This window comes from Candidatus Flexifilum breve (assembly GCF_016713355.1).
This window is the reverse complement of sequence record NZ_JADJPI010000004.1, coordinates 348,528-364,441: the sequence shown is the minus strand read 5'-3', so window position 1 is coordinate 364,441 and position 15,914 is coordinate 348,528. Positions and strand designations below refer to the sequence as shown.

The 15,914-nt window shown below is 59.5% G+C and carries 13 protein-coding genes; 12 read left to right on the top strand and 1 reads right to left on the bottom strand.

Annotated elements, in window-relative coordinates; genetic code table 11:
- Positions 1-56 precede the first annotated feature (56 nt).
- The 5 genes from IPK17_RS02400 to IPK17_RS02380 are packed head-to-tail and all read left to right on the top strand — an operon-like array spanning position 57 to position 4,854.
- Positions 57-902 carry an amidohydrolase family protein gene (locus IPK17_RS02400; RefSeq protein ID WP_343416070.1) on the top strand — a complete coding sequence of 282 codons (846 nt, stop codon included), beginning with the start codon at positions 57-59 and terminating at the stop codon, positions 900-902.
- A gap of 3 nt (positions 903-905) precedes the next feature.
- Positions 906-1,979 (top strand): Gfo/Idh/MocA family protein, encoded by a 1,074-nt coding sequence (locus IPK17_RS02395; RefSeq protein WP_343416069.1) that lies wholly within the window; start codon positions 906-908, stop codon positions 1,977-1,979.
- 2 nt (positions 1,980-1,981) lie between these two features.
- Positions 1,982-2,809 carry an SDR family NAD(P)-dependent oxidoreductase gene (locus tag IPK17_RS02390; RefSeq protein WP_343416068.1) on the top strand — a complete coding sequence of 276 codons (828 nt, stop codon included), beginning with the start codon at positions 1,982-1,984 and terminating at the stop codon, positions 2,807-2,809.
- The gene (locus IPK17_RS02385) at positions 2,810-3,808 is read left to right on the top strand and encodes a hypothetical protein (protein ID WP_343416067.1); all 999 of its coding nucleotides are present in this window, start codon (positions 2,810-2,812) and stop codon (positions 3,806-3,808) included.
- A gap of 8 nt (positions 3,809-3,816) precedes the next feature.
- Positions 3,817-4,854, top strand: a complete 1,038-nt coding sequence (locus IPK17_RS02380) for a uroporphyrinogen decarboxylase/cobalamine-independent methonine synthase family protein (protein WP_343416066.1) — start codon at positions 3,817-3,819, stop codon at positions 4,852-4,854.
- A gap of 224 nt (positions 4,855-5,078) precedes the next feature.
- Here the strand turns inward: IPK17_RS02380 and IPK17_RS02375 are convergent, their stop codons facing one another.
- Complete coding sequence (locus IPK17_RS02375) at positions 5,079-7,496, bottom strand: ATP-binding protein (protein WP_343416065.1); 2,418 nt, start codon at positions 7,494-7,496, stop codon at positions 5,079-5,081.
- 139 nt (positions 7,497-7,635) lie between these two features.
- Between IPK17_RS02375 and IPK17_RS02370 the strand changes: the two genes are divergently transcribed.
- From IPK17_RS02370 to IPK17_RS02340, 7 genes are all read left to right on the top strand, one after another.
- On the top strand, positions 7,636-8,055 hold the full coding sequence (locus IPK17_RS02370) for a hypothetical protein (protein ID WP_343416064.1): 420 nt from the start codon (positions 7,636-7,638) through the stop codon (positions 8,053-8,055).
- A complete protein-coding gene (locus tag IPK17_RS02365) occupies positions 8,042-8,260 on the top strand; it encodes a hypothetical protein (RefSeq protein WP_343416063.1) in 219 nt (72 codons plus the stop codon). Before IPK17_RS02370 ends, IPK17_RS02365 begins: the two co-directional genes overlap by 14 nt.
- A 722-nt stretch (positions 8,261-8,982) precedes the next feature.
- Positions 8,983-10,761, top strand: coding sequence for an MATE family efflux transporter (locus tag IPK17_RS02360; RefSeq protein ID WP_343416062.1), 1,779 nt, complete (start codon positions 8,983-8,985; stop codon positions 10,759-10,761).
- A gap of 94 nt (positions 10,762-10,855) precedes the next feature.
- The gene (locus IPK17_RS02355) at positions 10,856-12,685 is read left to right on the top strand and encodes a LamG domain-containing protein (RefSeq protein WP_343416061.1); all 1,830 of its coding nucleotides are present in this window, start codon (positions 10,856-10,858) and stop codon (positions 12,683-12,685) included.
- 3 nt (positions 12,686-12,688) lie between these two features.
- On the top strand, positions 12,689-13,930 hold the full coding sequence (locus IPK17_RS02350) for a mannosyltransferase family protein (protein ID WP_343416060.1): 1,242 nt from the start codon (positions 12,689-12,691) through the stop codon (positions 13,928-13,930).
- A 27-nt stretch (positions 13,931-13,957) separates the two neighbouring features.
- Positions 13,958-14,767, top strand: coding sequence for a dolichyl-phosphate beta-glucosyltransferase (locus IPK17_RS02345; protein ID WP_343416059.1), 810 nt, complete (start codon positions 13,958-13,960; stop codon positions 14,765-14,767).
- Positions 14,730-15,914, top strand: coding sequence for a glycosyltransferase (locus IPK17_RS02340; RefSeq protein ID WP_343416058.1), 1,185 nt, complete (start codon positions 14,730-14,732; stop codon positions 15,912-15,914). The genes IPK17_RS02345 and IPK17_RS02340 overlap by 38 nt, the downstream gene beginning before the upstream one ends.

Here is a 15,914-nt window from a genome sequence, read left to right as displayed (position 1 = left end):
AACCTTTGCTGCGTGCGTTAGAAGTGCAATTTAGTGAATTAGAAGGGATTTTGTTGATGATCGTTGATACCCACCAGCATTTTTGGAATCTAGCTAAAGTCGAATACCCGTGGCTCGTCCCAGAGTACGGCCCAATCTACCGGACGTTTGAAGCGCCGGAACTGGAACCGCAGTTGCAGGCGGCAGGCGTTGACCACACCGTCATCGTGCAGTCGATGGACTCGTACGCCGACACCGCCTACATGTTCGAGACGGCGGCGCACTACTCGTGGGTCGCTGGGATCGTTGGTTGGGTGCCGCTGCTCAAGCCGGAAGAAACCGCCCGCCAGTTGGAAGAACACAAGCGCCGTCAGCTTTTGTTCAAGGGCATGCGCCACCTCATCCACACGGAAGCGGATCCCGACTGGGTGGTGCAGGACACGGTGATCGAAAGCCTCAAGCTGCTGGCCGCGCACGGCTATACCTTCGATGTGGTCGCCGTGTTCCCGAATCATCTCAAGCATGTGCCGACGCTCTCCGAGCGTATCCCGAACCTCAAAATCGTGATCGATCATCTGGCCAAACCGCCGTACCCGAGCGCCGCCGATATGGCGATCTGGCGTGATCAGTTAGCCGCCGCCGCGCAAAACCCGAACGTGTACGCCAAGATCAGCGGCTTGAATACCGCTGTTGCTAAGGCCGATTGGACCGCCGCTGACCTGCAGCCCGCCATCGACTTCGCGCTCGACCAGTTCGGCGCGTCCCGCCTGATGTTCGGCAGCGATTGGCCGGTTGCCATCCTCGCCGGGGACTACGCCAAAGTCGTCGCCGAAACGCGGAAATGTCTGTCGGGCTTGTCCGCCGCCGATCAAGCCGCGATCTGGGGTGGCACTGCGAACCGCTTCTATAACCTGGGACTGTAGAGCATGGACATCAACTCAATTGACTGGCGTCCCCAACTGGGAAACAAGACGGACTATGGGATTGGCTTTGTCGGCTGCGGCGGCATTGTCCAGTACGCGCACATTCCCGCTTACCAGAAAGCGGGCTTTCGCATGGTCGCGGCCTATGACATCAAGCGGGAATCCGCCGAAAAGGTCGCGGAACTGACCGGGACAGCGCGCGTGTGCGAGTCGCTGGATGAACTGCTCGCCGATCCCGCCGTGGACATCGTCGATATCGCCGTGATGCCGTGGGCGCAGCTGGACGTGGTGCGCCAAGTCGCAGCGGCGGGCAAGCACATGCTGTGCCAGAAACCGCTGAGCGATGATTTCGGGCAGGCGACGCAAATCGTGGAGTTGGCGCGGCTAGCGGGCGTTAAGCAGGCGGTCAACCACCAGATGCGCTGGGATTCGGGCATCGCCGCCAGCAAGATCATGATCGAACGCGGCATGATCGGCACGCCGACGGACGCCCAGATTCAGGTGAGCAGCGCGACCCCGTGGCACATGTGGCCGTGGTTAGCGACTGCGCCGCGCCTCGAAGTGCAGTACCACAGTATCCACTACATCGATTCGATGCGCTTCCTGTTTGGTTCGCCGGAGTGGGTGACCAGCCGCCACGCCAAATATGCGGGGCAGGGCGATGTACGCGCGGAAACCAAGACCATCACCGTCTTCGACTACGCCAGCGGGTTACAGGCGCTCGTCGCCGTCAACCACTACAACATGCACGCCGAAGCCTCGGCAATTTTCCGCTTCTTAGGCACCGAGGGCGCCATCGAAGGCACGATTGGCCTGATGTACAACTATCCGAGCGGCCGCCCGGACACCTTGCGCTACAGCCAGAAAGATCAGCCGCCCGTTGATCTACCGCTCGACGAATTCTGGATTCCTGATGCGTTCGTCGGCCCGATGGCCGGGCTGATGCAGGCCATCGAAACGGATACTCTCCCGGCGACTGATACCGCCGACAACCTTAACACGCTGCGTTTGATCGAAGCGGCCTATCTTTCCGCCGCCGAGCACCGCTCGGTGCGTCCCAGCGAGATCGGAGCGTAAACATGGCCATCATTCCTAACCGTCATGCAGGCAAAGTCGCCATCGTCACGGGCGCGGGGCAGGGCATCGGGCGCGGCGTCGCGCTGCGGTTCGCGCAGGAAGGCGCGCATGTTGTCATCGCCGAATACAGTGCGGCGAATGCGCGGGCGGCTGCTGATGAATGCAGCCAGTACACGCGGGCGCTCGCTTATCCGGTCGATATCGGCGATACGGATCAGATCGCCAAAATGGTCGCCGATGTGGTCGCGGAATTCGGGCACATCGACATCCTCGTCAACAACGCGGGCGTGCTGGAAACGCTGCCGCTCTTCGACCTGACGCCGGAAAAGTGGGATTGGCTGCAGCGCGTGAATCAGCGCGGGCTGTTCTTCTGCTTGCAGACGGTCGCCAAACAGATGGTCGCGCAGATTCCCGACGAGGTGAAAGCGGCGGGCAAAGCCGACCGCAGCTACGGCAAAATCGTCAACTTTTCGTCAATTGCCGGGCGCAGCGGTCGCCCGTATGCCGCGCATTACTCCGCGGCGAAGTGGGCGACAATCAGCATCACGCAGAGCGCGGCAGGTTACCTTGCGCCGTATAACATCAACGTGAATGCGGTGTGCCCCGGCGTCGTGCCTACCCCGATGTGGGACGACATTGACCGTGTCCAAGCCGAACGGTTCGGGCTGGAACGCGGCGGTTGGATCAAGAAGACGGTGGACAGTGTGCCCCTCAAACGCGCCGCCACCCCCGGCGATCTGGCCGCGGCGGTCTCGTTCCTGTGCTCCGATGATGCCGATTACATCACCGGGCAGGCGCTCAACGTCGACGGCGGAATCGAGATGAACTAGATGAGCCGTTTGCAGTATGTCAATATTGCGCATTCCGAGACAATTGGACGCGCGCTGCGCCTCGACACTATCGAGACGATTGGCGTGAGCAGTCAGACGTTGGCGGAAGAAGCGATAATCGAAGGGCAGGCCGCATTGGCCGCGGCACTGATCCGCTACTACCACACGGAAATGCGCATCATGCATAACATCATGCGCACGTGGATTCAGGACACGATTCGTTACATCATCGTGAAATCCGGCTCGGGCGATAATCCGGCGACGATTGCCGCCGCAGGCATCATGCGCACCTTCGACCAATATCCCATCGGCGAAACCGAACGCGATCAGGCGGTCAGCGCCTTGGATCGCGGTGACACGGCCAATGCGCGGTTCTGGTTGGAGCGCATGCGCCTCGCCTTTCTCAATGTCCACGACATTCTTGTCGCGTGGATGCAAAATCTGCTTACATTCATTGCGCAGGAGTACCAGGAGCCTGCCGTGCTGGAGACGATTTTGCACACGCATCAGGATATCTGGGGTGACCGCTACGCAGCGTGGGATCGCATGACGCCGTGGGAGAAGGTCGCGCTCACCGTCGAAGGCATGCGCGGCGGACATTTTAGCGGAATCCAGCGGCGCGGCGATGTCATCGTCGAAGATCAGGGCGACCGCTACATGGTGGCGTTTGACCCATGTGGCAGCGGCGGCGTGCTGCGGCGCGGCGATCCGGAGACCGGGCGCGCGCCCATCAATGTGACGGTGCACGGCGTCAACGAGGAAGCGCACTTGTGGACGTGGCAGAAGACCGGCGTTCATTGGTACTGCTCGCACTGTGCCATCGCGATGGAATGGCTGCCGGGACGGACGCGCGGCTATCTGCTGCGCCCACTCGATCACACGCTGGATCACGGCGCGCCGTGTCCGTGGTACATCTATAAAGAAGATCGACTGATCCGCGACTACCACTATCCGCGTACCGGACAAACCAAACCTATCGAACCCACTGCCCAAGGATAAAAAAGCTTATGTATCTCTACCAAAATATGCCCTTGCTGCCGACTCAAGTGATTGGCAGTTACGGTACGCCCGGTTGGTTATTTGTCGTGCGCGAAGCGATGAAACGCGGCGACATGGGATCAGTCGACATTCGCGAAGCCTTTGACGACGCGACCAACCTCGCCATCATGGAGCAGGAAGAAGCGGGCGTCGATGTCATCAGCGATGGCGAAATGCGCCGCTTCAATTTCCTCGTTGGCTTCTACGACTCGATCAAAGGGTTGGAGAAGATCCCGTGGGAGCGTCAGTTAGGCTACCCAGGGCCGGATATGATCGATGCGTTCCGCGCAATTGGCGAACTCAGCACGCCGGACGGGTTAGGCCTGCCGGAAGAACTGGCTTATGCCCGCAAGCGCACGAGCAAACCGCTCGTGACGCCGCTCGGTGGTCCGGTGACGTTCGCGTTTCGCATCAACCCGGGGCGCATTTACGGCAGCAAGAACGAGATCGCCTGGGCGCTCGCGCCGATCATTAACGCAGAACTCAAACGCGCAGTCGCCGCCGGGGCGACGCACATCCAGCTCGACGAGCCATCCGCGATTGACGATTTTGTGCCGCTGCCCGACTTCGTGGAGATGTTCAACCGCTGCGTCGAAGGCCTGGGCGTGACCATTGGCTTACACATCTGCTTCGGCAATTTCATGGGACGGCCAGCGGTCGCGCATCGCACCTATGAGCACATCGCGCCGATCTTCCCCGACCTCGATGTGGATATCATTCACCTCGAATTCGCCAACCGCGGTATGTGGCAAACCGATCTCTTCAGCAAATACGCCCGCCCTGATCAGTATCTCGCCGCGGGGGTGGTCGATGTGAAAGCCCGCGCTATCGAAACGCCCGCCATCGTCGCGGAGCGCATTCGCGATGTGCTCAAATACAATGATCCGAAGCGCGTGTGGGTTAGTTCGGACTGCGGTTTCAGCATGACTGCGCGCTGGGTCGCTCGGGAGAAGCTCAAGGCGATGGTGGCGGGTACAAATCTTGTTCGTGCCGAATTGAACACTTAGCCCATCAGACGTCGGCGGTTGCTTGGGGGGTGACAACTCGTATAGCGATCTCGCCCGGCTGATGTTGGACAACAAAAGAGCACCTCTCAATCTGAGGGTGCTCTTTATAGCTGGTTCGGAGACAACGGGGTTCGCATAAGACCGTGTACAATCTACGTCTTATACCCCCTCGTACACAATCATGGCGTGATTCCACTGCATTTTCTACCCCCAAGCGGACGTCGTTATTCACTCGGTGCCTCCGCTTCACCTGCCGTATCTATCCCTGACAGCGCGTAAGCAACCGCCTCATTGAGCGTCATCGACCGACCTTCCGCCCAGGATTCCGCCAATAGTGCCTGGTCGAGTTGGGCGCGGAGTGTAGCGACACCGCGTTCGTAGGAACGTCCTTGAAACGACAACACTAATGCGCCTGAGATGTCGCGCAGTCTTTCTGCCGCGCCGAAAATGCGCGCTGACCGAAGCAACCGCGACTCACTATCCATCGATTGCTGCGCTTGTAACGCTGCCAGAGATGCCGTTACTTCGAGCGCATGGATAACCTGCCAGCTTTCGCCCATTTCTCGAAACAACGTCAGGCTCTTGACTAAACGCGCGCGCGCCTGTTCGTAATCGTGCTGATCCAGTGCGACCATTGCATGTTGTGCCAGTATCGATGCGAGTTGCCAAACATCGCCTGCCGCGCTTGTGCTAATGGTGCTCTCCTCCCAGAGCTGGTCTGCTTGTTGGGTCTCTCCCTGGAGATAAGCCAGTGTGCCCAAAAAGTAGATAGTCAGGCTGATGCCGCTCAAGTTATTGAGCGTACGAAACAGGGCGAGACTCTCCTCTAGCAACGGTCTGGCTCGCTCGACATCTGCTCGTAAAACAAATACCATGCCATAAACGCTAATTGCTTCCGCAAGCGCTGGTTGATCCCCAAGTTCTCGCCAGAGTGCCACGGATTCATCAGTATGTGACTGTGCGGCGTCCAAGTCGCCCAGCCACTGGTCGATCAGTCCAAGTTCTTCGAGCGCGGTAGCCCGAAGGCGTTGATAGGCGTGAACCGACAGCTTGGTGTGGACAACGTCTCTAGAGCGTGCGAGGGCATCGGCGAGCCATACACTTGCCTCGCGCATATGACCCCGCCTCGACCAAAAGTCGCGCAGGGAACTCGCCAACCGCAGCAAAGTTTCGCTATCTCCGGCATTTTGGCACCACATGAGCGCTGCACGGAAATTGGCGTGTTCGGCTTCCTGAAGATCCCATGTCAGCTTAGGCTGCAATCCGTCAAATTCTAGGTTGTGTGCTTCCGCAAGCGCTGCGAAATAAGCGACATACTGTTTACTGATTAGCTCGGCTTCACCGCTCAAGCCAAACTGTTGTAATGCATACTCGCGGATGGTTTCCAACATCGCGAAACGCGGCCCGCCATCGGATTGTGCCTCCCGCCTGATCAAGTTTTTGTCCAGCAGCGAAGCCAACCCATCCACCGGGTCTAAGCTCAGATTTTGCATACAGATGGTTTCCACGGCTTTCAGCGTCCATCCCCCTACGAAAACCCCCAACCGACGGAACAGGGTTTGCTCTTCCAGGTCGAGCAGTTGATAACTCCACTCTATCGCTGCATTCAGCGTGCGATGACGCGGTTCCAGGTCGCGTGGACCGTCAGATCGCAGCATTAATCCGCCACTCAGCCGTTCCAGCAGCTGCGCCGGATGTAGCAGCTTGATCCGTGCCGAGATCAGTTCAATCGCCAGCGGCAAGCCGTCCAAGCGAGCACAAATAGCGACGACAGTTTCGGCATTCGCCTCCGTCAGCGCAAACTCCGGCGTGACGGCCTGCGCCCGTTCCAAGAAGAGCGCTACGGCGGAATACTGGGACACGGTGTCGGCATCGGGTAGCTGGACGAGATCGGGCAGCGCCAAGGGCGTGACCGGAAATTGTCGTTCTGGTCGAATACGGAGCGGTGCGCGGCTGGTCACGAGCAGCTTCAGCCACGGACAGGCAGCGAGCAGGTCGGCAATGTGAGCGGCCGCCGCCAAAACTTGCTCGAAGTTATCGAGTACCAGCAGGATCTGTTTCTCGCGGAGAAAGGTCTTCAACCGTTCTAGCGGGGTTTGCGGCCCGCCTTCGGGTACGCCCAGCGTACTCGCACACGTCGTGAAGACCAGGGTAGCATCGGTGACGGGAGCGAGGCTAACCAGAAAGACTCCATCGAGAAAATCCTCTCGTACCTCGGCAGCGAGCTGGAGTGCCAGGCGGGTTTTGCCGATCCCCGGCGGCCCTGTGAGCGTGAGCAACCGCGTCTGCGGCTGCAGCAACTGCTTGCGGAGAGCCGCGACATCGGCCGTTCGCCCAATCAAGAGATTGGGCGGTGCAGGCAGATTGGTGGGCGAGTGAAACAGCGGATTCTCGAGCGCGCCATTTTTCCCGGCCTTGGCTCGGGCAAAGCTGATAAAAGCTGGGCGTTCATCCAACGGGATATTCAAGTGCTCGGAGAAGAGTTCGGCGAGTTGGTGGGACGGGCGGCGTTCGTCCGCCTCGATTTTGTTGAGGGTGACCACGGCACAGCCAATTCGCTGCGCCAACGCTTCGCGCGTAAGCTCGAGAGCTTTGCGCCGCTGCTTCAGCCACTGGCCGAACGATACGCTGGCGTTCATCATCGCCTCCGTCTCTCTGAATGTCACCGGTATAATCACTTTGTATCAATTCTGTATCAGTTACTGTATCACAAAGTGCTTCGTGAAAAGCAGTCATGCAGGTTCAATAGGAGGTGTCAGCGGCTTATAAAAGGAATTCACGATGAAGAAATGTTCTTTGGCTGCTATTCTGCTGATTATCTCGCTGGGCTTGAGTTTCGTGCTCGTTTTCGCCCAGGATGCCCCGCCAGAACCGAGTGCTGGAACCGATTTCGACTACAACCGGGATCGGTTGCAGTATGAAGGACAGTCGGTCATCTCGGAACTCAGCGTGGCGGCCGCGTTACTGCCCGTCCCAGTTGAACCGCTGATGCCATGCCCGACGGATGTTACCTCGACCACGATTTGCGACGTAATCGCAACCAAAGCGGAGGACATTGTGGGGGTGTGGTCGGTCTACTTTAACGCCGGTCCAGGCTTCATCCGTTACAACCCGGACGGCACATGGGTAATTGGTGACACAGTAGAAAGTACCACAGCGTCTTCCGGTTCAAGGCTATCCGAGCGGTATGTTCAGTTTTGATGAGGATGGACTGTTCACCTCTCTTGACCCAAACACGCCAGTCGAATTAATGCCAGAGGAATGTCGAGCCGGGCACTATCAATTGCGCGTCATCAAGGTCGGTGGTCAGCTCGTCGCGCTCAATCACGCCGTCCGTGATGATTGCTTTGCGCCGCGCCGGACGGATTGGGGTTATACCATGCTGTGGGCTGGCAGCAGCGAATAATCTGAAGAGCCGTCTCAACGAACTTTGGCTGGCGGTGTTGAGCTGCCGGCCATATCGCTTAACGTCCTTCAGAACCGGGTCAGTCCAGATTTTGGCGATTGTACTTCCTGGCGATTCTGCCAAGCTGTTGGGAGAAAACAAAAGAGCACCCTCAATCTGAGGGTGCTCTTCATAACTGGTTCGGAGACGACGGGTCTCGTTCCCGCTCTCGCAATGTAATTCTCCTGCCCAAACTGAGCTACACGCTCGAAATCGACGCTATCCTCAAACGCGCGTCTTGATATTTCGGGAGTCTTTGTTTACGAGTATCAATCTACGGTTGATACACTGTGTGGGAAGTCAGGATAAGCTCTCTCGACAAGACCTGGCATCATATCAACAATTTCGCATGCATCAGGAATAACCTCAGGTAATGAACGCCCCACGGGACACGGTATTCGGTGTAATCGGTGTAGTGGATTTCCACAAGTATCGAAAACCGTGTCTCACACGGATTGGTCTACCCCAGATGAATGGTAAACCAGTTCCAACTGAGAACCACAATCTAGAATATTTTCAATCAATATTTCACACAAAGTGCGGATGTGCCATTCTATCGGGGCCAGCCCAGTTTTCTGAACATTATCTTGTTTACCGACAAATCCTCAATCCTTCAAGCGTTTAATTGAAACTATAATAGAGTAAGATTAAGACATTCACATGATTACACTGCGACAAGTCTCATGACTCCCCAGCCGTCCAATCTGACGCCCTCTTTCCTGAATCCAACCGAACGCGCCCTGCTGCTGCTGATCCTCAACGGCTTGTCCGCCGCAAATGCGCTCGCGCTCACGCCGGAACAGGTCGATTTTGAGCGTGGGTGGCTGCTGGTCGGCACTGATACCATTCCGCTTACCCGGCAAAGCGCCGACGCCTTGCGCGTGCTACCGCTGACCGCCGCTGGTGGTTACTTCCCAGCGGATGCGCCGCGCCTGCCGCTCTCCGAACAGGATGCGCACGCGCGCCTCGCCGGGGCGCTCTGGTACACGTCGGAGGATGGGCGGCTGATTCGGGAGACGGGCGGTTTCACGCTCGAAGTGCCGATTCTGCCGCTGCCCTATACTTATCCGTTCTCGGTGATCGCTCGCCTGCACCCGGACAGCCTGCACGCGGCAGAGGCGCAGGCAACCGTGCAGACCGCCATGGACTGGTTGGCCGTCGAACTGTTGGCCGAAGGGCGTGTGTCGCTCGTTCAGCGTGTACGCTCGGCGCTGCTCACGGGGCGCGTCATCTTCCTGCTCATCTCCACGGGCGTCAACGGCCTCAATTTTCTGTACAACCTCGTGATCGGGCGCTTGCTCACGCCGGCCGAATACAGCCAGATCACGCTGCTCATCACCATTCAATTGATCATCAGCCTACTTCCGAGCGTGATCCAGACGGTGAGCGCGCGCTTCAGTGCGACCTATGCTGCCCGTGGTGAAGAGGAAGCGCTGGCAGCGCTGATTCAGTTTGGCCGCCGTTGGAGTTTCCGGCTGGCGCTGGGCACCCTCGCCCTGCTGATCGTCGGGGCACAGCCGCTCGCCAATCTATTCCAGATCACACGACCGGAACTGCTGCTGCCCGTCATCATCGCTGCGCCGCTGTTCGTGCTGATGGGGCTGGATCGCGGCGTGCTGCAGGGCACAGGCCGCTACTTCTGGCTGTCGGGAGCATATCTAGCGGAAGGCGTGGTGCGGTTTGGCGCTGGCGTCGGCCTCGCTCTGATCGTCGCCGTAAGCACGCGTGTCGATGGCGCGGCGTGGGGTTTGGGGCAGGCGATGATTATCACGTGGTTTGTGAGCTGGTTAGGGCTGCGGCATTTCAAGCTGCCAGCCACGGCCTCCGCGTCGTCTGAACAATCAGAGTGGATGCGTCTGCTGGGCTTCGTCGCGATTAGCCTGCTCGGCCAAACGTTGATCACCAACAGCGACTTCATGCTCGTCAAAACGCTGTTTTCGCCGGAAGAAGCCGGACAGTATGCCGCCGTGACCGTGTTAGGCCGCATCGCGTACTTCGGCGCGACGCCGTTGATGCTGCTCATGCTCCCCGCCGTCGCGCGGCAGCAGGCGCTTGGACGACCCACTCGCCCGATCTTCTTCGGCTTGATGGGCGTGGTTGGCGTTTTCACCGGGGCGTTGTTCCTCGTGTCGTTCCTGTTTGCTCCGCAAGTGCTTGGGCTGCTCTACGGCGACGCCTACCTCCCGGCGGCGGCGCTCCTGCCGACCTACACGATTGCCGCATCGCTGTTCGTGTTTGCCAACGTCGCCATGACCTATCTCGTCGCGCTCAATGTGGGCGGCGGCGCGTGGATGCTGCTCGCAGCAGGCGTGGCGCAGATTATCGGTATTTTGCTGTTCCATGCAACCTTGCCCGCGGTGATCATCGTGCAGATTGTCATCATGCTGCTGCTGGTGATCGGCGTGTTGTGGCAGGCGTTACGGACGGCGGATCAACCCACGGTGCCCCGTTCCGCAATGTGAATTATTCGCTAAAAGTTGGCGACCTTAATTCAATTCGTGCATTCTTAATGCTAAGATTTCAATAGATTATCATTCTATACGAGCGGATTCTTGGATGCAGCTCACTCGACCCTCCATCTCTCGTACCTGGCTCCCTCTCGCGCTTGCGGGCTTGGCCTTGATCGGTCTGAACCTCGGACTGTATCTGCGGCTGGCACCGCCGCACGCCGATACCATTCTCGCCCCACTATACACCCTACCCTATGCTGAAGCCTTCGCCGCGCCCGTGACCTTCCGAAACTTCAGCGGTGACTGGGCACAGCGCGATGAGGCGCTGGTCCAGATGAGCCCCAGCGGCTACGACCTCGGCACCTACATTCCCATTCGCATCCCGGCAGATCAGCCCTATCAGTTCGCGGCGGATCTGCGCTATTTGGGCGGAAACATGGGCGGTGGACTGCTGTTCAACGCACAGCAGGACATCAGCCGGCAGGCGACGCACATGTTCCGCTTCAACGTGGGAGATGATGGCAACCTGTACATCGTGTACGGTTACTTTGCTGACGACAGCAATTTCGTCGGGCAGGGTAGCGTGCTGACCAACCTGCTCCGCAACGACCCCGACTGGCATCGGTTAGGTGTAAACGTTGGCGCGGAGACCTATCAGGTGACGCTCGACGGCGCGCCCGTCGCCAGCGATATTCCGCTGGTCTACAAGGGCGGCGGCCTCGGTCTGATCACCTCGACCTCGCAGGTGGGCTTTGACAACCTTGCCGCGGATGTATGGGCGCCGCCAGATGCCCCGGTTGCCCAACTCGATCCGACCGCCGCACCGGAGCTCGCTGCACCGGAAGCGACCGCGCAGTCACCCACAGCAGGCGATGTCATTTTCGCCGATGACTTCGACAATCCGGCAGGTACCGGCTCGATCTGGACGCCCGTGGCCGGTACGTGGGGCTATCAAGACGGCGCGTATGTGCAGACGCAGCCAGAAGGCTTCGATCTGTTCGCCTCGAATGATCAGGTGTTCTCGGCCTTCACCTTCGATGCGACGTTCCGCCACCTGCAGGGCAAGGGCGGCGGCGTGATGTTCAACCTCACCAACCCCGGCAGCAAGAACGGCGCGCACCTTGTCCGTTATGTCGACAACAACGAATTCCTGATGTGGGGCTATTTCGACGAAACCGGCGCGTTTGTCGGGCAGGGCAGCGTGTCCGTACCGGACCCCGGCACGGACGCGCACACGCTCAGCGTGAGCAGCGATGGCACGACGTACGCCGTGCGCCTGGATGGGGCGGAACTAGCGGCGGGTGTGCCCCTTTTCGCCCGTCAGGGCGCGGTTGGGCTGGCTGCCGCGCAGTCTGTCGTCGCCTTTGACCGCGTCGAAGTGCGCGCATTGCAAGCCGCGCCGACCGCTGAAGCCACCGTCATGCCCACGCCGCCCCCCACCGAAGTTGACTTCAATGGGGTGAGCGGGACATGGGTCACGCAGGATGGTGTCACTATTCAGTCGGATGCAGAAGCGACCGACTATTTCGCCGGGACTGGTATCGCCGGAGAAAGCTACCGCGTGAGCGTCAACGTGAAGTTGAGCGCCGCGCCGGACGATGCGGGCGGCGGCATCGTTTTCCACATGGCAGAACGCGATAACCACGCGTTCGGTGCGATGGTGCGCTTCGCCAATGGTGGCAACGAGATCTTCTGGGGCAGCTACACCGCAGATCGCGTGTTTGTCGGCCTCGGCGGGGCAGGACTCGATCTCGATTGGAGCGTCGCGCATCGCCTCACCATTGATGTCATGGCAGGCAGTTACAGCATCAGCGTGGACGATGAGCCGCTGGTCAACAGCGTGCCCTTGGACCGCGCGTCCGGTTGGATCGGTCTGGTGAGCTTCCGCGGTCCGGTCAGCTTCTCCGAATTCACGCTCACCATGCCGGAGGCTTAAGCGATGCAAGCCGTACGCCAATTCAACCAGTCTGTCCATGGGGTGGGCACGCTGCTCCACAAGCTGAACGACCCGCGCTACCACTGGGTGACGCGCCCGTTGGCCGCCTTCCTCATCACCCGCGCGATTGTGTTCTTTGCGGCCTATATCGCCGAAATCGCCATTCCGGGCATCAGCGGCGACGGGCTCTATCATGTCAATCCGTCCAACGTCTGGTTGGATGTCTGGGCGCGGTGGGACAGTGGTTTCTACCTGCGCATCGCCGAAGAAGGTTACCGTTTCGTGATCGGCCAGCAGTCGTCGGTCGCGTTCTTCCCCGTCTACCCGCTGAGCATGAATTTGCTCGCGCCGTTTGCCGGGTCGAACCTTGCGGCGGGCGTGCTGGTCAGCAACGTGTACCTGTTCTTCGGGCTGATCTTCCTCTACCGGCTCACTGAGACCATCTTCAAGGACAGCGGGACGGCGACGCGCGCTGTCTTCTATATCGCCGCCTTCCCGACCGCCTTTTTCTTCAGCGCCGTGTACACCGAAAGCACCTTCCTGCTGTTTTCGACGGCGACTGCGTATTTTGCGCGCAAACATCAGTGGGGCTGGGCGGCGGTGACAGGTATTCTGTGCTCGGCGTCGCGCATCGTCGGCTTTTTGGTCGCAGGTCTGGTCATCTACGAATGGCTGATGGCACACGGTTGGACGCTGGCCACGATCTATAAGAAGCAGGCATGGGCCAACCTGTGGGATGGCATCCGCAAAGACTGGCCCCAACTCTTGATCATCGCGTTGATTCCGCTCGGCATGGTCAGCTATATGGTGTTTTTGTGGCGCACCTTCGGCGACCCGCTCGCGTTCAATACGACGCAGTCGGCGTGGGGACGGCAGATGCTCGGCCCGGTCGCCATCGTTCTGCGGGATCTCGGCGGGCTGCTGCGGCAGAATTTCCTGACCGGGGAGATCTGGTATCACGTGCTGCTCGATCTCGGCGCCTTCTTCGCCGTGTTGTTCACCACATGGGCGATCTGGCGGCGCATGGGCGCGGGCTACGGCATTTATGTGCTGCTGGCGATTCTCATCCCGATGTCGAGCGGCAGCGGCAGCCTGACGCGCTACGTGCTCGTGATCTTCCCATTCTTCATGATGCTCGCGCACTGGGGACGCCATACCGTGCTGGATCGGGCGCTTCTCGTCGGGTTCAGCGTCTTTCTTGGCATCTTCACCACCATTTTCGTCAACTGGATTTTCATCGGCTAGGCACCGTCACAGGAGAGGGAGCTGTTAATGCCGTATCAAAACTACGAACACTGGAAACTCACGCCCATCACGGGGCAACCCAAACTCTCGGTCGTCATTCCGGCCTACAACGAGGAAGTGCGCATCGTGCCCACCATTGGCGCAATTGCCTCTTACGTTTCGGATCTCGGTTTTGACTGGGAACTGATCGTCGCCGACGATGGTTCGAAGGATAACACGGTCGCACTGGTGCGCGACCTCAATTTCGCCAATCTCAACCTGCTGATCGCGGAGAAGAACGGCGGCAAGGGGAGCGCGGTGCGGCGCGGCATTCTCGCGGCGCGCGGACAGTATGTCTTGTTCGCCGATGCGGACAATTCCACGCCTATCGAAGAACTGCCCAAGCTGCTGCGCAAAGTCGAAGTTGAGGGCTTCGATATCGCCGTCGGTTCGCGCGCGGCGGAAGGCGCAGCGGAAGGCAACAAGTCGCTGCTGCGCCACATCCTCAGCGGCGGGCTGCGCTTGCTCGTGCGCTACGGCATGCGCGTCGGCGTGCGGGATACGCAGTGCGGCTTCAAGCTGTTCACCGAGCGTGCCGCCAAGCATCTGCATACCATGCAGACGCAGGATGGCTTCTCATTTGATCTCGAAATCCTGTTCCTCGCGGAAAAGTTCAGTTACAAAGTGACCGAAGTCCCAGTCGCGTGGGTCGATGCGCCCGGTTCAAAGGTGGACACGCGCAAAGAAGTCAAACGGTTCCTGCAGAGCATCGTCACCATTCAACGCAACAGCCTTAGTGGAATCTACCGGGAGCGGGACAATGCGTATCGCCATCGTCAGCACGTATCCGCCGGGTAAAGGCTCGCTCAACGAGTACGCGTTTCACTTCGTCCGGCACTTGCGCCAGAAGGCGGAAGTCAGCGAAGTGATCATGCTCGTCGACGAGCTGCCCCCCGGCGATCAGTATCAGTTTGAGGACGCGCCCGTCCCGGTCAAAGTGGAGGTGTGCTGGCGCTTCGGCGCGCTCGACAATGCGCTGCGCATTCGCCGCGCCGTCCAGAAGCACCAGCCGGATATCGTGTTCTTCAACCTGCAGTTTGCCACCTTTGGGGGCAGCCCGGTGGCCGCGTCGCTCGGGCTGCTGGCCGCGCCGCTCGTCCGGTTGTCCGGTGTGCCCGCGGCGGTCCTGCTGCACAACATCACCGAGACGGTCGATCTCAAGAGTGCGGGCTTCGGCGATAACCCGATCAAGGCGGCGCTGATCCGCATTTTCGGGACGGTGTTCACGCGCTTCCTGCTCACCTCCAACCTGATCGCGGTGACGATTCCGCTGTATGTCGACATTCTGGAGAAGAAGTACGGCGCGCCGAACGTGTTCCTCGCGCCGCATGGCGTGTTTGAAGAGACGCCCGAACCCGACTTCAACCTGCCGCCGGGCGCCGCGCAGATCATGACCTTCGGCAAGTTCGGCACGTACAAGCGCGTCGACATGCTGATTGAAGCCTTCCGCGGGCTGCGCAGGCAGGCGAAACAACCGCTGGAATTGGTGATCGCTGGGACGGACAGCCCGAATGCCGCGGGGTATCTCGAATCGATGCGGCAGCAATACGCCGACGTGCCCGATGTGCGCTATACGGGCTACGTCGCGGAAGATGATGTGCCGCGCATCTTCAACGAGGCGGCGGTCGTCGTGTTCCCGTACAGCAGCACCACGGGCAGTTCAGGCGTGCTGCATCAGGCAGGCAGCTATGGGAAAGCCGCGGTGCTGCCGAATATCGGCGATTTCGCGCATCTGGTGACCGAAGAAGGCTACCGCGCCGAATTCTTCCAGCCGGAAGATGTGGCGAGCCTGGAAACGGCCATTGCCCGCATTATCGACGACCCGGATCATCGCCGGGAACTTGGTTTAGCCAATTATGCTGCCGCGCGCGGGATTCCCATGCGCGATGTGGTGGACTGGTATCTGTTGCACTTTGAGCAGCTTATTAAACAGGGAGCCAAGTAA